The following is a 21,128-nucleotide window of genomic DNA, read 5'->3' as shown; positions in this document are numbered from 1 at the left end:
ATAGTTACTGGGAAGTTGCAAAGGATACTCCAATGCCTGGGCAAGGGCAAGTTGGCGGGCGGCGGGCCAGGCGCGGGCAAGGGGCTTTTTCCCGCCGGCGCGATGTGGTAGCCCAAGGCATGACGAAGATCACCCAGCTCGACCGCCGCGTGTTGGAGGCCCAGGTGCTGCGCCGCGTCTACGACGAAGCCGTGCGCCTGCACGGGCCGGACGAGGCCCTGGAACTCGTGCGCGCCGTCCAGGAACGTTCGGCCTTCGAGGCCGGGCGCGATTTCGCGGCGGCGGCTCCCGAGAAGCCCTGCCTGGACCACTTTCTGACCGTGCTCGACCTCTGGCGGGCGGGCGGGGCCATTGCCGTGGCCGATTTCAAGCGGGACGCGAACAGCGCCTCGTTCCGCGTGCGCCGCTGCCTCTACGTGGAGAGCTACCGCGCCCTGGGCATGCCGGAAGCGCTCTTGCCGCTGCTTTCCTGCGCGCGGGACGAGCCTTTTGCGCGGGGCTATTCGGATCGGCTGCGCATGGAACGGCCCGAAACCATCGCCGCCGGAAACCCGGCCTGCCTGTTCCGGTTCGTCTGGGAGCCCGAAGAGGACTAGCGCCCGGACCGGACTGCGCCGCCAGAGTGCGCCCGCCGGGCGCGGAAGGCCAAAGAAGAAGCCCCGATCCTCGGACCGGGGCTTCTTCTTGTCGGACGGAGCCGGGCTTATTCCACCAGATCGCCGATGCGGTTCCAGCGCACGCTCATGTCCTCGCCGTTCCAGGACCAGTAGAGCACCAGGGCCTTGCCCACGATGGCGTCGCGGCCCACGAAGCCCCAGAAGCGGGAGTCGCGGGAGTCGTCGCGGTTGTCGCCGAGCACGAAGTATTGGCCCTCCGGCACGGTGAAGGTGGCCACGAAGTCGCGGCGGCTGGGCAGGATGCGCGGGTCCGAATGGCGCACGTAGGGCTCGATGAGCGCTTCGCCGTTGCGGTAGACGATCTTGTTCTTGATCTCGATGGTGTCGCCGGGAACGCCGATGACGCGCTTGATGAAATCCTTGGAGGGGTCTTCCGGATATTCGAAGACGATCACGTCGCCGTGCTGCGGGTCGCCCGTGGAGAGGATCGAGATGTCCGTGAACGGCACCTTGAGGTCGTAGGCGAAGCGGCTCACCAGCAGGTGGTCGCCGATCTGGAGCGTTTCCAGCATGGAGCCGGACGGAATCTTGAAGGCCTGGACCACGAAGGAGCGGATGAACAGGGCCAGGACCACGGCGATGAGGATGGCCTCGACCCACTCCCGGAGCTTGGCCACGGGATCGTCGACCGCTGCGGACTGTTTGTTGAACGTCATTGATCTTCCTTTGGTTGGCGTGCCGGCCCTATTCGTCGCCGGCCTTGAGGACGGCCAGGAAGGCCTCCTGCGGAATTTCCACGTTGCCCATGCGGCGCATGCGCTTCTTGCCTTCTTTCTGCTTTTCCAGGAGCTTGCGCTTTCGGGTGATGTCGCCGCCATAGCACTTGGCGGTGACGTCCTTGCGGAAGGGCGCGTTGCGCTCCTTGGCGATGATCTTGCGGCCGATGGCGGCCTGGATGACCACCTCGAACATCTGGCGCGGGATGGAGCGCTTCAGCTTCAGGGCCACGCTGCGGCCCATGCGCGGGGCGTTCTCGCGGTGCACGATGATGGAGAAGGCGTCCACGGGATCGCCGTTGATGAGGATGTCCAGCTTGATCATGTCCGCCTCGCGGTAGTCGATGACCTCGTAGTCCAGGGAGGCGTACCCCTTGGTGGAGGACTTCAGGCGGTCGAAGAAGTCGTACATGATTTCGGCGAAGGGGATCTCGTAGGTGATGATCACCCTGTTCATGCCGGCGTAGTTGATGTTTTTCTGGATGCCGCGCTTTTCCTCGCAGAGCGCGAGCACCGCGCCCACGTAGTCGTTGGGCACGTGGACCTCGAGCCGCACGAAAGGCTCGCGGATCACGTCGATGATTTGCGGGTCGGGCAGCTTGCTCGGGTTGTCGATGCGCAGTTCCGTTCCGTCCGTGGTGCGCACCTGGTAGACCACCGAGGGGGCGGTGGTGATCAGCCGGGCTTCGAACTCCCGCTCCAGGCGCTCCTGGATGATCTCGATGTGCAGGAGGCCCAGGAAGCCGCAGCGGAACCCGAAGCCCAGGGCCTGGGAGGTTTCCGGCTCGTAGGTGAAGGCCGCGTCGTTGAGCTGGAGCTTTTCCAGGGCGGTCTTGAGGGTCTCGTATTCCGCGGGCTCCACCGGGTAGAGCCCGGCGAAGACCATGGGCTTGACCTTCTGGAAGCCGGGATAGGGCTTGTCCGTCGGGTTTTCCGGCGAGGTGATGGTGTCGCCCACGGGCGCGTCGCCCAGTTCCTTCATGGAGGCGCAGAGAAAGCCCACTTCGCCGGGGCCAAGCTCCTTCATGTCCTTGGGGCCGGGCGAGAACACGCCGAGCTTGGTGACCTCGAAATCCCGCTTCGTGGAGAAGATGCGGATCGACTGCCCTTTTTTGAGCGTGCCCTCGAAGATGCGGAAGAGCACGACCACGCCCTGGTAGGAGTCGTACCAGGAGTCGAAGATCAGGGCCTTGAGCGGGGCCGAGCAGTCGCCTCCGGGCGCGGGCAGCTGCTCCACGATCTGCGTAAGCACCTGGTCCACGTTCAGCCCGCTCTTGGCGCTGACGGCCACGGCGCCCGACGCGTCCAGGCCGATGATCTCCTCGATTTCGGCGGCGACCCGCTCCGGGTCGGCGCTGGGCAGGTCCACCTTGTTCAGCACGGGGACCACTTCGAGGTTGTTGTCCAGGGCGAGATAGACGTTGGCCAGGGTCTGGGCCTCGACCCCCTGGGTGGAGTCGACCACGAGGAGCGCGCCCTCGCAGGCCGCGAGCGAGCGCGAGACTTCGTAGCTGAAGTCCACGTGGCCGGGCGTGTCGATGAGGTTGAGCACGTATTTCTGCCCGTCCGGCGCGGTGTAGGGAATGCGCACGGTCTGGGCCTTGATGGTGATGCCGCGCTCTCGCTCAAGCTCCATCCTGTCGAGATACTGCTCCTTTTTGTCGCGCTCGCCGACGAGGCCGGTCAGCTCAAGGATGCGGTCCGCCAACGTCGACTTGCCGTGGTCGATGTGGGCGATGATGCTGAAATTGCGAATCTTCGCGGTGTCCATATGGTGTTGTGGTCCGTAGGTTTCCAGAGTTTGGGTGGAGCCACTTGTAAAGGATTCGGCCGCGCCTGTCCAACAGGCCGGTCGCCTTTGCGCCGGAGGCGTTTTCCCGGCGGAAATCGCCTCCCCGCCCCGGGTCGGGAGTGGCCGCAGTTTGCCTTGCGGGCCAGTTTACATGGTATTGGTGAAGGAATCGATACGTTCCTTGCCCATTTTCCGGGCCGAGGAGCGGTATTTTTCCAGGTCGTCGCGGATGCGCCGCGTCAGGCTGGAGATCAGTCCGTCGCGCCGGGTCCGGGAGATCACCGTGCGGACGGTGCTGCCGTTGTCCAGGGTGAGCACGCACCAGAAGCGCAGCTCGGTGCCGTCCGAGAGCTTTTCGTAGCGGTCCTGCCGTTCGATGTGGATGCGGATCTGCCGCAGGTTGCGGGTTTCCTCGGCGAGCAGGTCGTCCAGGGGGCGCAGCTGTTCCGGGGAGAGGCCGAGGTTCTTGGGTTCGAGCTCGCCGTCGTAGACGACCTTGCGCACGATCCGTTCCTTGTCCGTCATGTTCCGGGACGTGAAGTTGAAGCGCGACTGGCTGCTGAAGAAGATGATCACCAGTCCCACGCCGAGCAGCACCAGCAGCAGGTCGCGGACGTGGCTGTGCGGCTTGCGGCGGGGCGGCTTGGGGTCGAGGTATTTTTTCGTTCGTTCCTGCATGCTTGCGCTCCCGGCCGGAGCATAGCGGCTCCGGCGGCGGCGCGCAATGGAAATCGGATCCGGGCGCGCGGGCATCGCGCGTCGGCTTGCGGCGTCAGTTGGCCAGGACGCTGGCCAGGGATTCGCGCAGCCGGTTCATTTCCACGGGCTTGGAGACGTAGCCGTTCATGCCCGCGGCCAGGAACTTCTCCCGGTCGCCGTCCATGGCGTAGGCGGTCATGGCCACGATGGGGATTGCGGCCTTGTCCTGGAACTGGGCGGAAGTGCGGATGCGCCTGGTGGCCTCCACGCCGTCCATGACGGGCATCTGCACGTCCATGACCACGAGGTCGAAATCCTCGCGGGCGAGCAGATCCAGCGCTTCCAGCCCGTTGCGGGCCGTGACCGGGGCGTAGCCCATTTTCGTGAGCATGCGCTCGACCACCTGGAGGCTGAGTTCGTCGTCCTCGGCCAGGAGCACCCTGCGGCAGCCCTGCGTGAAGCAGGTCGTCTCCTCGTCCCGGTCTTGCGGAAGCGGCCGCTTCCGGGAGGGCAGCTCAAAGGGCAGGGAAAGGTAGATCGTCGTGCCTTCGCCCACGCGGCTGTCGATGGCGATTTCGCCGTGCATCAGGCCCACCAGCCGCCGCACGATGGAAAGGCCGAGTCCGGCCCCCTGGAAGTGGCGGGTGTAGTTGCCCTCGCCCTGGACGAAGGGCTCGAAGATGTTCTCCAGCAGCTCGTCCGAAATGCCGATTCCCGTGTCGCTGACCATGAAGAGCACCCGGGCCGAGTTGTCTCTGGAATAGGGCAGCAGGGAAACATCCACCCGCACGCTCCCTTCGGAGGTGAACTTGATGGCGTTGCCCACGAGGTTGAAGAGAATCTGGCGCAGCCGGACCTCGTCGCCGAGCAGGGCCTTCGGAAGCCGCTCGCCCAGGACGAATTCAAGCCGGAGCCCCTTGTCGCGGGCGGCCAGGTTCTGGAGTTCGAGGATGGACTGGCGCAGGTCGTCGAGGGTGAACCATTCGCGGCTGAGCGAAAGGCGTCCCGCCTCGATGCGGGAGATGTCCAGCAGATCCGAAAGCAGCCGCAGCAGGCGGTGGGCCGATTTGATCGCGGTCTTGGCGTAGTATTCCTGCTCCGGCTCCAGGCGGGAGAGTTCCAGGAGCTGGAGCATGCCCAGCACGCCGTTGAGGGGCGTCCGGATTTCGTGGCTCATGTTCGCCAGGAACTCGGACTTGGCCCTGCTTGCGGATTCGGCCTGCTCCTTGGCCTGGAGCAGGGCTTCCTCGGCCAGCTTGCGGGAGGTCAGGTCGTGGAAGATGCAGGCGAAGAGGCCCGGCGCGGGCCGGAAGGCCGTGACCTTGAAGTATTTGCCGATGGCGCCGGAATAGCCTTCGAAGAACGTGGGCTCGCCGTCCAGGGCCACCTTGCCGTACGTCTCGATCCAGTAGGGCTCGACTTCCGGCAAGACTTCCAGCACGGTCCGGCCCAGGACGTTTTCGGAGCGCAGCCCCGTGAGCTTTTCAAAGGCGGGGTTGATGGCCAGGAAGCGGTAGTCCCGGGGCGTGCCGTTCTCGTCGAGGAGGATCTCGTGCAGGGCGAAGCCGTCGAGCATCTCGCGGAAGAGCGTCTGGTATTCCTGCTCCAGCCTGCGCTGCCGGGTGATGTCGCGGCAGAGGGAAAGCACGGTCTTGACCGCGCCCTGCTCGTCCATCTCCGGGATGAGCCGCCAGTCGAGCACGGCGGTGCCGGACTTGGCCTCAAGAGGGAATTCCGTGTCCATGGACTGCCCGGTCTCGAAGACCTTTTTGATCGTCGCGTCCCAGAGCGCGCATTGCTCTTCCGGAAAGCCCAGCTCGCGGTGCGACTTGCCGATGAAGTCCTGCGGCGGGATGTCCAGCAGCTCTTCGATGTTGTCGGAAATATAAAGATAGCGGGCGTCCGCGTCGTAGCGCACCACGTAGTCGGGCAGCCCGTTGACCAGCGTGCGGTAGAGCTTTTCGCTTTTGCGCAGGTTGGCTGTCTGGCGGCGGACCTCCCGGCGCAGGAAGAGCAGCCCCCCTCCGGCCAGGAGCAGGAGGATCGGCACGACCGTGACGAGGAAATATGTGAGGAGTTGGCGGACGGAAAGGGGCGGTCCCGGCAGGATCGGGCCGAACCACTTGTCGTAGAGCGCGTCGTAGGTGCCGTTGGAGATGACGATGGCCAGCCCCTCGTTCAAATCGGCCAGGAGCTCGCGGTCGCCTTCCTGCACGGCGAAGCAGAATTTCTGCTCGAATCCCTGGAGCGGGCTGCCCATGGGCTTGAGGCTCGTTTCCTCCCGCGCCAGCGCGTCCTTGAGGTTCTCGATGTGCAGCTTCTGGATCAGCTGCCAGCCCACGACCTGCTGCACGAGCACGGCGTCGTGCTCGCCGCTTGAGAGCATGAGCATGGCCTGCTCGTAGTTGTCCGTGAGCACCAGATGGTCGCTGAGCGCGTTGCGCACGGCGTACTCCTCGGCCGTGTCCCCGCGCATGACGATGACTTCCTTGTCCTTGAGATCCTTTTCGCTGCGGATGCTCTCGTTGTCCTCGCGCACGAACACGGTGCCGTGCATGCGCAGGTAGGGCGTGGAAAAGTCGAAATGCCGGTCGCGCTCCTTGGAATAGGAAACCAGGGGCAGCACGTCGAGCTCGCCGTCCATGAGTTTTTGTTTGATCTCGCTCCATGGCCCGACGGCGATGTCGATGTTCAGATTCTTGGCCTGGGCCACGGCCTTGAGCAGGTCCACGGAAAAGCCGTCCGGGCTGCCGTCCGGCAGCACCAGGGCAAAGGGAGGGTAGTCCAGCTCGCTTGCGGAGCGGAGCGCGCCCCGCCCTGCTTCCGCGAAAGCCGTCCCGGATGGAGCCGCGAACGGAAGCAGCGCGCCCAGGGCGAAGGCGGCCAGGAGCAGCGCGGAAAGGGCGGTGCGGGAAGGTCTGCGCATGACGGGTTGCGGACTCCATGAAGAAGGGTTCTATGGACGCTTAAACCCTATCACATTGCAGGGGCAGTGGATAGACATATTGTTTCGAATCCGCTTCGCAGACGGGGAAAGGCTCAGAGCCGGGCTTTGCGCCCCCCCTCGCATATCTCGGCCAGCTTGTCGGCCAGGATGTTCATGTCCACGGGCTTGGGCAGGTAGCCGTCCATGCCCGCGGCCAGGAATTTGTCCTTGTGCCCGGACATGGCGTGGGCCGTGAGCGCGAGGATGGGCACGATGCGCATGGCCCCCAGCTCGGCGTCCTGGCGGATGGCCCGCGTGGCGGCCAGCCCGTCCATGACGGGCATCTGCACGTCCATGAGCACGCAGTCGTACTTGCCCGCGCGCAGCGCTTCCAGGGCCTGGCGGCCGTTGGAGACGCAGGTGGCCTCGTGGCCCAGGCGCTCGACCATCTTGCGCGCCAGGATCTGGTTGACCCGGTCGTCCTCGGCCACGAGAATGCGCAGGGGGCGGTTGATCAGGCAGTGTTCCCGGCGCGCGCTGCTTTCCGGGCGCATGCCGGGTCCGGTGCGCACGAAGGGCAGGCTGACGTAGAAGCTCGTGCCCTTGCCCAGCTCCGAATCCACGGAAACCCCGCCGCCGAGCAGCCGGGTCAGGCGGCGGACGATGCCCAGGCCCAGTCCCGCGCCCTGGAACCGCCGGGCAAAGGAGCCGTCCACCTGGGTGAAGGCCCCGAAAATGTCTTCGAGGCGGTTTTCCGGGATGCCGATGCCCGTGTCCGAAACCACGAAGAGAACCCGGAAAAGCTCGCGCGTGCCGGGAAGCGGCGAGACGCTGAGCCGGACCGACCCCTGCTCCGTGAACTTGAGGGCGTTGCCGATGAGGTTGAAGAGGATCTGGCGGAGCCTGCCGGGGTCGCCCACAAGCACGTTGGGCACGCCGGGGGCCACGTCCAGCTCCAGGCTGAGACCCTTGTCCTTGGTGATGATCGTGAAGTTGCCGATCACGGTGTCCAGGGTTTCGCGCAGGTCGAAAGGCTCGCTGGCCACGTCCATGATCCCGGCGTCGAGCTTGGAGAAATCGAGCACGTCGCCGATGATGGCGAGCAGGCTGCGGCCTGAGGCCAGGGCCGTGTCCACGTATTCGCGCTCCTCGCCTTCCAGGGAGCCCATGGAAAGCAGCTGGAGCATGCCCATGAGTCCGTTCAGCGGGGTGCGCAGCTCGTGGCTCATGTTGGCCAGGAACTCGCTCTTGGCGCGGGAGGCGTTCTCGGCCTGCTCCTTGGCTTCCAGAAGGCGCTGCTGCGTCTGCTTGAGTTCGGTGATGTCCGTGTGCGCGCCTATGAGCCGCAGGGGGCGGCCCGCCTCGTCGCGTTCCACGATGCGCCCGCGGGAATAGATCCAGCGCCAGCCGCCGTCCTCGTGGGGCAGGCGGAACTCCGCGCTGTAGCTCTCGGTGCGCCCGGCGAGGTATTCCTCCAGGGCCGCTCCCGTTCCGGCGCGGTCCTCCGGATGCATCATGAGCATGCATTGGCAGCCCTTGGACGAAACATCCTCGCGGCGCAGACCGAGCATGTCGGCCCAGCGGCTGCTGCACTTAAATTCCTCGGTGTCGAGGCGATAGTCCCAGATGCCGTCGTTGGTGGCTTCCAGGGTCAGCCGGAGCACGCGCTCCTTTTCCTTGAGCTCGCGCTCGGCGCGCTTCAGCTCGGAGAGGTCGATGTCCAGGCAGAACATGATCCGGGAGCCGTCCGTCTGCAAGGACATCAGGTGCGAGGAATAGACTTCCACGGGCGCGCCGCTCTTGCGCAGCAGGGTCAGCTCGCCCGCCGGGATGGCCTCGTCCCGCTCGATCCAGCCCTGCACGGCCTCGATCACGAATGGGCGCATGGCCGGGGGGATGATCAGATCTTCCAGGAGCCGCCCCATGGCCTCGTCTTCGCGGAAACCGTACAGCTGCTCGCTGGCGGCGTTCCAGAGGACCACGCGCCGGTTTTCGTCGTAGCCCTGCACGGCCAGGGGCAGGGCGCGCATCAGTTCCATGACTTTTTCCGCCTGCCTTTCGGCGGTCACGGCGGCGTCGTGGGTGCGGGAGAGCTGGCGGCGGACGAAAACGTAGAGCAGCAGGGCGGTTCCCAGGATGAAGAACCAGCCCTTGTAGGTCTGGACGATGCCCAGGGCGCTCTGGTTGTCGATGAGCAGTTCCGCGGCCCTGTCCGAGAGCAGAATCCAGAGGAAACCGCACGCGGCGTAGACCAGCGCTATGAGCAGGGCGCTTTGGCCGCCGGGTTTTCGAGGCTTGGGCATGTTCGTCGCGTACCCCTTGGAGAGTTGTCCGGAAAAACTCGACTCCCCATTAGCACGGCGCAAGGAAAATGGAAATGTTTCAGCGGCTCGGCGGAGTGGAAAACGATCAGGAATCGTCCCGAATCGGATCCAGGGGGCTGTCCAGCTCCTCGTCGCGCAGGGAGCGGCGCAGGATCTTGCCGCTGCGGGTCTTGGGCAGGCTCTCGCGGAACTCGATGCTGCGGATGGCGGCGATGGGCCCCAGCTCCTCGCGCACGTGGCGCTCCAGGTCGCGCAGCAGCTCGTCCGAGGGATCCTCGTCCGGGGTCAGGACCACGAAGGCCTTGGCGGTGACGCCCTTGATGCGGTCGGGCAGGCCCACCACGGCCACCTCGGCCACGGCGCGGTGCGAGATGAAGGCCTCTTCGATGTCCGCGGTGCCGATGCGGTGCCCGGCGATGAGCAGCACCTCGTCCGAGCGCCCCTTGACCCAGATGTAGCCGTCCTCGTCCAGCCGGGCCAGATCGCCCGCGAAGTAGACGCCGGGCACGCGGCGGAAGCAGGCCCGGTAGCCGTCCTCGTCGTCCAGGATTCCGGTCATCATGGCGGGCCAGGGCTTCCGTATGATCAGGAAGCCGCCTTCGCCGCGCTCCACCGGGCCGCCGTCCAGGTCCACCACGTCGGCCTGCACTCCGGGCAGGGCGCGGGCCACGGACCCCGGCTTGACCACGCTCACGGGCAGCGGCGAGACCATGAACATGCCGGTTTCGGTCTGCCACCAGGTGTCCAGCACGGGGCAGTTCTCGTCGCCGATCTGGCGGTGCAGCCAGGTCCAGGTTTCCGGGTCCAGGGGTTCGCCTGCGGAGCCGAGCAGCCGCAGGCTGGTCAGGTCGCGCTGGCGCGGATACTGCCCGCCGAAGCGCATCAGGGTGCGGATGGTGGTGGGCGTGGAGTAGAAGATGCTCACGCCGTAGCGCTCGATGATGCTCCAGAGGCGGTCCGGCTGCGGGTAGTTGGGGTGGCCCTCGTAGAGCACCGTGGTGGTCCCGGCCAGGAGCGGGCCGTAGATGGCCGCGGTGTGGCCCATGATCCAGCCGGGGTCCGAGGTGCACCAGAAGATGTCCGTGGCCTTGACGTCGAAGACCTGGCTGAAGGTGCGCTGCACGCCGACCATGTAGCCGCCGTGGGAGTGGACCACGGCCTGGGGTCGGCTGGAGGCGCCCGAGGTGTAGAGGTAGAAGAGCGGATCGCCCGCGTCCACGACCTCCACGGAGGCTTCCTTGCGTTCCCGGCGCACCAGTTCCTCGTACCAGAAGTCCCGCCCCTCGCGCATGGTCACGTCGCCGCCCGTGCGCCGGACCACGACGACGGACTCCACGTCCCCGTTCGCGCCGTCCAGGGCCTGGTCGGCCACTTCCTTGAGGCGGTGGACCTTGCCGTTGCGGTAATACCCGTCCGCCGCGACCAGGGCCTTGGCCTTGCAGCCGTTCAGGCGTTGGCGCAGGGCCTTGGCCGAATAGCCGGAAAAGACGAGGGAATGCACCGCGCCGATCTTGGCGCAGGCGAGCATGGCCACCACGGTTTCCGGCAGGGGGGGCATGAACACGGCCACGCAGTCGCCCTTGCGCACGCCCAGGGAGCGCAGCGCGTTGGCGAAGCGGTTGACCTCGCGGTGCAGCTCGAAATAGGTGAATTTGCGGGTGTCGCCCGGCTCCCCTTCCCAGATCAGGGCGAGCTTGTTCTTGTTCGGCGTCTCGATGTGGCGGTCGAGGGCGTTGTGCGCGATGTTGCAGCGCGCGCCCGGGAACCATTTGTAGAAGGGGGCCTGGGACTCGTCCAGCACGGCGTCCCAGCGCCGGAACCATTCCAGCTCCTCGGCGGCCTCCTCCCAGTAGCCGAGCGGGTCGGACTCCGCGCGCTCGCGCAGGGCCTGGACCTGGCCCGGCTTGAGATTGGCCTCGGCCACGAACTGCGGCAGGGGCCGGATCACGCGCTCTTCGCGCAGGAGGTTGTCGAGGGTTTCCCGCTTGTCCATATCTTGCTCCGACAGGGCCGCGAAGGACGCATTGCCCCGAATACGACGCCGATGATTGCAGTTGGGCGCGCGCCCGGCCATATCTATTCGGTCAAAGGCCCGCGCAGCACGGTGAACGGTGCGGGCCGGACCCTGCTTCCCCGGCTAGAAGCCGAGGATCTGTTTCAGCTTGGCGATCCTGCGCCGGGAGATGGGCAGCTCGATGCGCGTCTTGCCCGCCGTGCGGAGCATGAAGTTGCTGCCGGGCAGGCTGGCGATCTCCGTGACCATGTCCAGGTTGACCAGAAATTTGCGGTGCACCCGGAAGAAGCGGTGCGGCTCCAGCCGGTCTTCCAGGTTCTTGAGCCGGTGCGAGGTCAGGAACTTCTGGCCGCTGGTGTGCACGTAGGAATAGTCCTCGAAGGCCTCCACGAAGATGATCTGCGTGTAGGGGATCAGGATGGTCTTGCCGTCCTGGGTCACGGCGAGCTTCTCGATCTCCGGGCTGGACTTGTGGGACGAGTCCCAGGCCTGCTTGAGCGCGGCCAGAAAGCTCTCCTGCTCGTCCTCGTCCAGGGCCAGGCGCAGGGTCTCTTCCGAGGTGGCCTCGCCCGCGTCCGCGTCGCGCCAGTCCGAAGGCTCCGGAACCTCGCGGTAGCGCGCCTTGAAGTCGCGCAGCTTTTCCAGGGTCATCTCCAGGCGTTCCTCGGAAGGAGGCCAGATGATGTAGTCGAGCGCGCCCAGCTCGAAGGCGGCGTAGGCCTTGCTCTCGTCTTCCGAGAGCAGCACCAGGGCGGGCCTGTCCTTGCGGCCGCGCAGCATCTGCGCCAGCTCCATGCCGCTCACGCCCTCGTCCAGGTCGAGGCCCACGAAGAACGCGCCGTAGCCGACGTGCTCCAGCAGCTCCAGGCCCTCGAAGGCCGAGACCGCCTCGCCGAGCACCTGCAGGAAGGGAACGTCCGCGAGCATGCGCCGCAGCTGGGCGCGCACTTCCGGGTCCGGATGCAGGAGCAGGGTCTTGAGCTTGGACATGGCCGCAAATCCTCACGTTTGTATGCCCTTCTAGCGTGAAACCCGGTCCGGGCGCAAGGCGGAGCTGCATCCGCAGCGGCATCCGCGCCGGGCGCAAAAGAGGGGTTTGTTCCTGTACGGACCGTTCCGGCGCTGCGGCCCCGGCGGCGGTCCTCACGCGCTTGACGAAGGCGCGGCAAAGGGGTAGCACTTAAATCAATCAAACCGAATATACAAATATTGTAGGCTGTGCCTGCATCAAGGAGCAAGCCATGCAAGAGCGCATTCCCGATCTGATCGCCAGGAACAAGCGGTTCGTGTCCCTGGAATTCTTCCCCCCGCGCGACCAGGCCGCGCGCGAGCGCATGCTCGAAGTGGCCCGTCGGCTCAAGGCGCTGCGGCCCCTGTTCGTCTCCGTGACCTGCGGGGCCGGCGGCGGCGGGAGCAACACCCTGGAAGCGGCAACGGCCCTGGCCGCGGTCCACGGGCTCACGGTCATGCCCCACCTGACCTGCTGCGGCCTGACCCCGGAGCGGGTGGACAACGCCGTGGCCCAGTTCCAGGCGGGCGGCATCAACAACGTCCTGGCCCTGCGCGGGGACGGCAGCGACGGCACCGGACCCAAGCCCGGCGCGCCCTTCATGCACGCCTCGGACCTCGTGGCCCGCATCCGGCCCCGCTTCCCGGACATCGCCCTGGCAATCGCGGCCTACCCGGAGCCGCACCTGGAATCGCCCAGCGTGGAAGCGGACATCGAGATGCTCAAATTCAAGCTCGACGCCGGAGCGGATTTCGGCGTGACCCAGCTCTTCTTCGACAACCGCCGCTATTTCGACATGGTCGAGCGCCTCGCGCAAAAAGGCTGCACAAAGCCGATCATCCCCGGGGTCATGCCCCTGCGGAGCATGGCCTCGGCCCGGCGCATCCTCTCGCTCTGCGGCGCGGCCATTCCCGGCAACCTCTACGCCGCGCTCGAAGCCGCGCACGCCCAGGGCGGGGACGAGGCCGTGCAGGAGGCGGGCACGCAATACGCCGCGCGGCAGATCAAGGGACTGCTCGACGGCGGCGCGCCCGGCGTGCATCTCTATCCCCTGAACCAGTCCGACCAGGCGCTCGACGTGGCCCGGCGCGCGGGCCTGCTGCCGGATTGACGCATGGAGCGCGTCCGGGGCAGGCGTTCTTCCTGGTCCGCGCCTGCCTCTGCTTGCCCCGGCGCGGTCCGCTGGGGTAAGGCATAAGCATGAGCAAGGACGGCAACGAGCAGCTTCTGGCCGTGATTTCGGACGCGCACGGCAATGTCGAGGCCCTGGACCGCGTGCTGGAGGACATGGACCGGCGCGGGATCAGGGATTGCGTCTGCCTGGGCGACATCGTGGGCTACGGCCCGGAGCCGGAAGCCTGCGTGCGGCGCATCCGCGAGCGCGGCATCCCCTCGGTCCTGGGCAACCACGAGCAGGGGCTGCGCGGCGGCAAGTATCTGCAATGGTTCAATCCCCCGGCGCGCAAAGCCGTGGAGAAAACCCGGACCATGCTTTCGGACGATTCCGTGCAATGGCTGCGCGGCCTGCCCGAAACCCTGGAGTTCCAGGGCATGCTTTGCGTGCACGGCTGCCCGCCCGACTCCGTGAACAAATACCTCTACACGCTGGACGAGGACGAGCTGGCCGGGGTCTTCCGCTCCTACCCGCACCGGTTCGCCTTTGCCGGGCACACCCACGAGCTGAACCTCTACTCGTATGACGGCAGCGCGGCCCGGCGGGAGGAGTTTTGGGACAAGCCCGTGACCCTGGAGCCGGACAGGCGCTACCTCGTCAACGCCGGGGCCGTGGGCCAGCCGCGCGACGGCGACAACCGCGCCAAATACGTGCTGCTCGACCGCGAAAAGAACGTCCTTCAGGCGGTGTTCGTGCCATATGACGTGATGAAGACCGTGAACGCCATGCGCGCGCTGGGCCTGAACGAGGGCTACGTCAAAAGGCTGCTGTAAGGGTTTCATGCACATCGACAAATACAAGATCCTGGGTCGGCTCGGGCGCGGGGGCATGGGCGTCGTCTACAAGGCCGAGCAGCCGCTCACGGGCCGCGTGGTGGCGCTCAAGCTCTGCCGCCCGGTGGAGATCATGCTCGACGTGGCGGGCGCGGACAAGGTCCGGGAGCTGTTCCTGGCCGAGGCGCGGACCATGGGCCGGGTGCGCCACCCGAACGTGGCCGCGGTCCTGGACGCGGGCGAGGCGGAGGTGCCCGGCCTGGGGCGCATGCCCTTCTTCACCATGGAATATTTCTGCAACAATCTCGGCGTGCTCATGGGCGAGGAGTACGACGCGGAAAAACCCTCCCGGCTGTTTTCCGTGCCCCGCGCCCTGCGGTATGCGCGGCAGATTTGCGAAGCGCTGCGGCGGCTGCACCATGAAGGCATCGTCCACCGGGACGTGAAGCCCTTCAATGTGATGATCACGGACGAGGACCGGGCGGTGCTCATCGATTTCGGGCTTTCCCGGCTGCGCGGCGAGACTCCGCCCGCGCAGGACAGGCCGCGCGGCATGGTCGTGGGCTCGCCGTTCTACGCCGCGCCGGAACAGGAGGCCGACCCCGAATCCGCGGACGCGCGCAGCGATCTCTACGCCGTGGGCGTAACCCTCTTTCGTATGCTTACCGGACGCTTGCCCAAGGAGGGCGGCCTGGAACGGGAACCGGGGCGCGACAAGGCGTCGGAAGGGTCGGATGATCCCGCGGCCAGGGAGCTGCGGCCGGAGCTGGGGCCGGAATGGGACGAGTTTTTCCCGCGGGCGCTGGCGCGCGATCCCGGCGGCCGGTTCGCCTCGGCCGGGCGGATGCTGGCGGCCCTGTCCGGGCTGGAGCGCGCCTTTGCGCGGGGGCGCTCCGAAGCCTGCGTGTTTCACGAAGAGCCGGGCGAGGCCGCAAAGCCCGCACTGCCGCGCGCCGCGCCGTTGCGCGTGGCCCTGAAGCGGGCGCCGGAGGTCTTCGGGCTGGACGCGCTCTGGCGGCCCCGGCGCTATACGGCGAACGATTTCGAGCCGCGCGGGGAAATCGTGCTCGACCGGACCACGGGCCTGTTCTGGCAGCGCGGCGGCAGCGAATATCCGCTCGATTTCGAGCAGGCCGCCGAATATGTGGCGATGCTTGATGAATCCGGGTATGCAGGGCGAAGCGGCTGGCGGCTGCCCATGGTGGAGGAGCTTTGCACGCTTTTCGTGGACCGCGCCGCGCCCGGAGCCTTCTGCTTCGAGCCCGCGTTCGGAGCGGACAAGGCCCGGCTCTGGAGCGCGGACCGCAAAGCCTTCACCGCGGCGTGGTACGTGGACGCGGACCTGGGCTTCGTGGGCTGGCAGGACCGCACTTGTTCCTTTTACGTTCGGGCCGTATGCGGTAGTTGAAAAGCATGAAATCACTCATCTGCGGACACCACGAGCCGGGCGACGGCAGGCGTTTCGCGCACGGCGGGGACGTGCGCGCCCTTGCCGAGCGCGCGGGCTGCTCCGTGGAGGAACTGGACGACTTTTCCGCGAGCCTGAACCCGCTCGGCCCGCCGTCCTGGCTGGAGCGCGAATTGGCGCGGGCCGCCCTGGACGCGGCCAGCTATCCGGACGCCGAGAGCCGCGAGGTCTGCCTGGCGGCCTGCGAGCTGTACAAGGTCTGGCCCACCCAGGTCTGCGCGGGCAACGGCGCGTCCGAACTGCTCTTGGCGGCGGCGCGGGCAGCGGCCTATTCCGGCTTCCGCCGGGCCGTGATCCCGGTGCCGTCCTACGTGGATTACGAGCGGGTCTGCGAGGCCGCCGGGCTGGAACCCTCGTTCCTGCCGCTGGACCCGGAGCGGGACTTCGCCCTGGACGACGAGGCCCTGGCCCGCGCCCTGGCGCGCAGCGAAACCTCGCCCGCCGTGGTCTTCCTGTGCAGCCCGAACAATCCCACGGGCACGCTCGCCAGCGCAGGGCGCATCCGCGCGCTGGCCGAGGCGCACCCGCACTGCCGCTTCATCGCGGACGAGAGCTTCGCGGACTTCGTGCCCGGCCTGGACCGGCTCGTGCGCGAGCGGCCCGACAACGTCCTCGTCATCCACTCCCTGACCAAGTTCTACGCCATTCCGGGCCTGCGCCTGGGCCTGGCCTTCGGCGCGCCGGAGCTGATCTTCCAGCTCCGCAAGGCCCAGCCCGAATGGAGCGTGAACGTGGCGGCGCAGCGGGTGGGCGCGCGCGCCCTGCGCGATCTGCCCTACCAGGCCGAAACCCGCGCCGTGGTCCGCCGCCTGCGCGAAAAGCTGGCCCTGGGCCTCGGCTTCGTGCCGGGCATCAAGGTCTTTCCCTCCGAGGCGAATTTTCTGCTCTGCCGCGTGGAGCGGCTCGGCCAGGGCGTGCAGCCGCTCTTCGAGAAGCTCCTCTCCCAGCGCATCGCCATCCGGCCCTGCGGCAACTTCCGGGGTCTGGACGACCGCTATTTCCGCGTGGCCGTGCGCACCCGCGAGCAGAACGAACGGCTCTGCGAGGCCCTGGAGGTCTATTTCGGCCTGCGCAGGCCGCCTCGCGTGCTCAAGGCGCGCAAGAAGCCCGCGATCATGCTCCAGGGCACCAGCTCCAACGCGGGCAAGAGCGTGCTGGCCGCGGCCCTCTGCCGCATCCTGCTCCAGGACGGCCTGTCCGTGGCTCCGTTCAAGGCCCAGAACATGTCCCTGAACTCCTACGTGACCCGCGACGGCCGCGAGATGGGCCGCGCCCAGGTGACCCAGGCCCTGGCCTGCCGCCTGGAGCCGGACGCGCGCATGAACCCCGTGCTGCTCAAACCCGGCAGCGACACCGGCTCCCAGGTCATCGTCATGGGCAAGCCCGTGGGCAACATGAACGTGGCCGAATACGTCCGCTACAAGCCGCGCGCCTTCGAGCAGGTCTGCCGGGCCTACGACTCGCTCGCCGCCGAGCACGACGTCATGGTCATCGAGGGCGCGGGCAGCCCCGCCGAGATCAACCTCAAGGCGCACGACATCGTGAACATGAAAATGGCCGAATACGCGGACGCGCAGGTGCTGCTCGTCAGCGACATCGACCGGGGCGGGGTCTTCGCCTCCCTGGTGGGCACCATGGACCTGCTCGCCGAGTCCGAACGGGCGCGGGTGGCGGGCTACGTGCTCAACCGCTTCCGGGGCGACAAGCGCCTGCTCGACCCGGCCCTCTCGGCCATGGTTTCCATGACCGGACGCCGCGTGCTCGGCGTGGTGCCCCACATCCACAACCTCGGCCTGCCCGAGGAGGATTCCGTCTCCTTCAAGGCCGGGGAACGCGCCATCGACGTGGTCAAGGACGAGGCCGCCGTGGACGTCGCCTGCCTCGACCTGGGACACATCTCCAACTTCAACGACCTCGACCCGCTGATGCAGGAACCGGACGTGAACCTGCGCATCGTGCACAGCCCGCACGAGCTGGGACGGCCCGACGCGGTCATCCTGCCCGGCTCCAAGAACACCGTGGCCGACATGCGCCAGCTCAAGGGCGCGGGCATGCTCGCGGCCCTGCGCGCCCTGCCGGGAAAAACGGTCATCGTGGGCATCTGCGGCGGGTTTCAGATGCTCGGTGCGGAAATAGCCGACCCCCTGGGCCTGGAAACCGACCTGGGCACCGTGGACGGATTCGGGTTCCTGCCCTTGCGCACCACCCTCGCCGCCGAGAAAACCCTCACCCGCGCCCTGGGCACGCACCTGCTTTCGGGTCGGGGCGTGTACGGCTACGAGATCCACCACGGCGTGACCCGGCCGCTCACGGACGAGGCCGTGCCCATCATCGAGGGCCGGGACGGCCCCCTGGGCTACGGCCTGGCCTCGGGCCGCGTCTGGGGAACCTACCTGCACGGCGTGTTCGACGACGACGGCTTCCGGCGCTGGTTCATCAACGAGCTGCGCGCCGCGCGCGGACTCGACCCCCTCGAAGGGGTCGGCGCGTCCTACGGCCTGGAAGCCGCGCTGGACCACCTCGCCAGCGTGGTGCGCGAGAACCTGGACATGGGCGCTGTCTACCGCGCGCTGGGCATGGACGGCCAGGCCCAGGCCAGCCTGCTGCGATAGCCTCCGGCGTTCGCCCTCCTTGGCCGCGTGCGTTGTTTCGCGACGTTTCCGCCGCAGGGAAGCGGACCTGCCCCATAGCGGGTTTTTCTTGCTTGTTCCCTTTTTCCGGGCCAGAATCTCGGCATCGTCCACAAAAGGCCTGGAGGAGCGTATGCGAGGGGCGTTCTTTTCCGTCGGCGTGTATTGGGTGGCGTGCTGCATGGTCGTCTGTGCGGTGGCGGTGTGTGCGCCCGCTTCCGCGTGGGGCGCGAGACTGAGCATTCAGGAACAGGAAGCGCTGCTTTGGCGGGCCGTGGAGAGCGTTTTCGAGCAATCTCCGGAACTGGCCGCGCAGGCGCGGCTGCTGGGAGTGGGCTCCTGGATGAGCGGCACGGCGGGAGCCGCCTCTGACATTGACGTCACCGTGGGCTGCCGGGACGCGGCAACGGAACGCAAACTGGCCGAGCGCATCCGCGCCAGAGTTTCCGAACTCGCGGGCGGGGCCGAACACGAGATCAACGTGACTTGGCGCCGCGACCATCTTTTCGAGGACCGCTTCCGGGGCGAGGTGGGCCAGAAATTCTTCTACGACTATGCGGACAAGTCCGGCGAGTACCGTTCCTGTTACGTCTACGAGGCAGGGGAGGGCGGCCTTTCGCGCCGCCGGGTGCAAACTGAGCGGTTTTGGCTGGATCATGAACTGGCCGTGCCCAAGAACGTGGAAGGTGCGTATCGGTTCGTGGAAGATTCGGTGATCTTCCTGGAGCGGTATTCCACGAAGCCGACGCTGGTGCAGGCGGAAAAGGCCGCAAAATATCTTAACAATTACGAAGGCTTTCTCAAGACCGAACTGCGGCGCGGCGTGGGCTCCCTGGACGGACTGGCCGAACTGCCGCCGGCCATGCGTGAGCGCATGCAGGCTCTGCTCGCCTACAAGGCGGAAGCGGCCACGGACGCGGCCGGGGCGTTGGAGCGGCTGGGCACGCGCCTCGGTGTGGATTCGGAAGTCGCGCTGGAGGCGGAGATGCGCGCCTTTGTGCGCGATACGCGGCGGTACCTGATTACGGCGCGGGACGACGTGGAATTGGTGGAAAAGCTGCATCGTTCCGGACTGCTGGACCGGGCTGGCGGCCCTGCCCGGGCCGTGAAGATGCGCGACGAGCTTCTTTCCCGAATCTTCAAGCAATTGCGGGTGCCCCTGGCCGCGGCCGACGCCTACATGATCCTGAAAGCCTATTACGAAGGCGGGCCTCAGGCGGCGATCATGGAAACGGGAATTTCCCTGGCAGGCTATGCCGTGCCTCCGGCCCTTCTGGCCGGACTCGTGGCTGACTTGGTCAAAGAAGTATTCGTGGCAGGGGTGGAGTGGACCGGAAACGCCTTGGTCTTCGACCCCGTCAACGACAGTTTTCTGCGCGGCAGGGTCTACGCGCCGGATTCCCCGGTCCATATCTTCACTTGGGACCAGAGCCCGTTCAAGGGGTTGACTCGCGAGACGTTGGCCTGCCGCTTCGGCAGTCCGGAAATGCTCCGGGCCGGAGTGAACCGCTACCTGGACCAAGCCAAGGGCTGGAACGCGGGACTTTTCGCCACGGAAGGAGCCGGAGACGTGACGCCGCGCCTGCTGGCGCAGATGTCCGTCGATCTGGAGAAATCACAGGATTGGCTTTCCGCCCGGCAGCAAGAGGGGCTGCTTCTGGCCCTGGGCGACTATGAAGGAGTGCCGCGTCCGCTGGAAGTCGTGGTCAATGGCCGCGAAGCCGGGGAGGGCAGTGTCGGCCTCGCGCGCGTCACCACGGCGGATGACGGCGTGGCTCGCTTCGAGGTGCTGCTCATGGGCGAGTTCGGTTTCGGCAGAATCGTGCCGCCCTCAGCGGGCTACTACGAAAAAATCATCTGCGAACGGGGCTGGGAAAAGGCGGCGCAATGGCTCAAGGCGAACCTGACGGAGCAGTACCGACCGGGATACGACGTGCGCTGCGCGGTGCGCCTGGGCGAAAACACGGGCTGGATTCTGACCGGGCCGTGGCCCGCGGACGGCGCCGCCATCCGGCTCGGTTCGGGGGGCGGGCGTTTTGCCGCGAAGAGTCTTGCGCTGCTGGCGCGGCCAGGAAAGGGCGCGGTCGGCGAGTTCGCCGCGGATTTGACCTTCACGATTACGTATAAGGATGGTTTCGAAGACAGACGCGCCCAGCGGAGCGTTCGTCTGATCGCCGGACTGGATCGGTCCGCTTTGCTTGTCCGCGTGCTGGATGCGGCCACGGGAAGACCGATTCCAGGGGCCGGAGTGGCCGCATCCGGGCCGTCCGGACTGTCCGGCGCAGCGGACGGCGTCGGCGAGGTGCGTTTCGACGCGGTTTCAGCGGGAACGTATTCCGTCCGTGCCGGTGCGCCGGGATACCAAAAAGGCATGGCCAACGCGGAGGTGCGTCCCGGCGATGACGCGGTGGCCGTGGTGCGGCTGACCCCCCTGCCCGAAGACAAGGGGCGCGAAAATAACAAGGGCGTCCTGCCGCGCACGAAGCCGGAATCGATACCGGACAATCCGAAGCCCGCACCCCCCGCCACCAAAGCCCGACCTGTTCAGGAAACCGCACCGTCCAGACCTTCGCCGGAGCAGGCCTGCGCCTGTCTGCATCAATGGAAGATGGGACCGGAACAGCAGGAACTCGTCGAGTCCGCGCGGCGGGCTTATTCTGATTTCTGTGGCGCGGAGATGCGCGCAATCCAGGCCATTCGACTGGAGAACGGGCGTTGCGTGGGAGAATACGAGTTCTGGTCCTGCCGCAAGAGCGCGCAGCCGGACAATTGGTGGATGTCCAGTTCCTGGTCGGGCAGCGTGGGAACCGGGGAAGCAGCCGCTCTCTGCGGAAAGCAGTGAGCTTCGGCAGAGGTCGGTGTCCGTTATTCCGCTCTTCGCGCGAAAGGCGAGGAGCCTCGCGGGCCATCGCACCTTGGCTCCCGG

General features: G+C 66.8%; 13 protein-coding genes. 6 read left to right on the top strand and 7 right to left on the bottom strand.

What is annotated here, in order from left to right:
• The first annotated feature begins 119 nt into the window (after window positions 1-119).
• Window positions 120-596 carry an L-2-amino-thiazoline-4-carboxylic acid hydrolase gene (locus G452_RS0114635; RefSeq protein WP_022663008.1) on the top strand — a complete coding sequence of 159 codons (477 nt, stop codon included), beginning with the start codon at window positions 120-122 and terminating at the stop codon, window positions 594-596.
• Between the two features lie 107 nt (window positions 597-703).
• Here G452_RS0114635 and lepB read toward each other — a convergent pair whose 3' ends face one another.
• From lepB to G452_RS0114600, 7 genes are all read right to left on the bottom strand, one after another.
• Window positions 704-1,333 carry a signal peptidase I gene (gene lepB / locus G452_RS0114630; protein ID WP_022663007.1) on the bottom strand — a complete coding sequence of 210 codons (630 nt, stop codon included), beginning with the start codon at window positions 1,331-1,333 and terminating at the stop codon, window positions 704-706.
• Window positions 1,334-1,361: 28 nt separating this feature from the next.
• Window positions 1,362-3,164 (bottom strand): translation elongation factor 4, encoded by a 1,803-nt coding sequence (gene lepA, locus G452_RS0114625; RefSeq protein ID WP_022663006.1) that lies wholly within the window; start codon window positions 3,162-3,164, stop codon window positions 1,362-1,364.
• Between the two features lie 168 nt (window positions 3,165-3,332).
• Window positions 3,333-3,863, bottom strand: coding sequence for a hypothetical protein (locus tag G452_RS0114620; protein ID WP_022663005.1), 531 nt, complete (start codon window positions 3,861-3,863; stop codon window positions 3,333-3,335).
• A 94-nt stretch (window positions 3,864-3,957) separates the two neighbouring features.
• The gene (locus G452_RS20765) at window positions 3,958-6,810 is read right to left on the bottom strand and encodes an ATP-binding protein (protein WP_022663004.1); all 2,853 of its coding nucleotides are present in this window, start codon (window positions 6,808-6,810) and stop codon (window positions 3,958-3,960) included.
• 113 nt (window positions 6,811-6,923) lie between these two features.
• The gene (locus tag G452_RS19720; RefSeq protein ID WP_022663003.1) at window positions 6,924-9,113 is read right to left on the bottom strand and encodes a hybrid sensor histidine kinase/response regulator; all 2,190 of its coding nucleotides are present in this window, start codon (window positions 9,111-9,113) and stop codon (window positions 6,924-6,926) included.
• A gap of 106 nt (window positions 9,114-9,219) precedes the next feature.
• On the bottom strand, window positions 9,220-11,127 hold the full coding sequence (acs, locus tag G452_RS0114605; RefSeq protein ID WP_022663002.1) for an acetate--CoA ligase: 1,908 nt from the start codon (window positions 11,125-11,127) through the stop codon (window positions 9,220-9,222).
• A gap of 144 nt (window positions 11,128-11,271) precedes the next feature.
• Window positions 11,272-12,138, bottom strand: coding sequence for a LytR/AlgR family response regulator transcription factor (locus tag G452_RS0114600; protein WP_022663001.1), 867 nt, complete (start codon window positions 12,136-12,138; stop codon window positions 11,272-11,274).
• Between the two features lie 251 nt (window positions 12,139-12,389).
• On the opposite strand from G452_RS0114600, the gene G452_RS0114595 reads away from it, so the two are divergent.
• The 5 genes from G452_RS0114595 to G452_RS0114575 all read left to right on the top strand — a co-directional run bounded on the left by G452_RS0114595 (window position 12,390) and on the right by G452_RS0114575 (window position 21,044).
• Window positions 12,390-13,268: a methylenetetrahydrofolate reductase gene (locus G452_RS0114595; RefSeq protein ID WP_022663000.1), complete on the top strand. Its 879-nt coding sequence runs from the start codon at window positions 12,390-12,392 to the stop codon at window positions 13,266-13,268.
• An 89-nt stretch (window positions 13,269-13,357) separates the two neighbouring features.
• Window positions 13,358-14,104 carry a metallophosphoesterase family protein gene (locus G452_RS0114590; protein ID WP_022662999.1) on the top strand — a complete coding sequence of 249 codons (747 nt, stop codon included), beginning with the start codon at window positions 13,358-13,360 and terminating at the stop codon, window positions 14,102-14,104.
• 7 nt (window positions 14,105-14,111) lie between these two features.
• Window positions 14,112-15,512, top strand: coding sequence for a protein kinase domain-containing protein (locus tag G452_RS0114585; RefSeq protein ID WP_022662998.1), 1,401 nt, complete (start codon window positions 14,112-14,114; stop codon window positions 15,510-15,512).
• 5 nt (window positions 15,513-15,517) lie between these two features.
• On the top strand, window positions 15,518-18,184 hold the full coding sequence (locus G452_RS19715) for a cobyric acid synthase (protein WP_022662997.1): 2,667 nt from the start codon (window positions 15,518-15,520) through the stop codon (window positions 18,182-18,184).
• Between the two features lie 151 nt (window positions 18,185-18,335).
• Window positions 18,336-21,044 (top strand): carboxypeptidase-like regulatory domain-containing protein, encoded by a 2,709-nt coding sequence (locus tag G452_RS0114575; RefSeq protein ID WP_022662996.1) that lies wholly within the window; start codon window positions 18,336-18,338, stop codon window positions 21,042-21,044.
• Window positions 21,045-21,128 lie beyond the last annotated feature (84 nt).

Origin of the sequence: Paucidesulfovibrio longus DSM 6739, assembly GCF_000420485.1 — a bacterium.
Classification (GTDB): domain Bacteria; phylum Desulfobacterota; class Desulfovibrionia; order Desulfovibrionales; family Desulfovibrionaceae; genus Paucidesulfovibrio; species Paucidesulfovibrio longus.
Note: the sequence above shows the minus strand (reverse complement) of the source record. Positions and strands in the feature narration are given on the sequence as shown.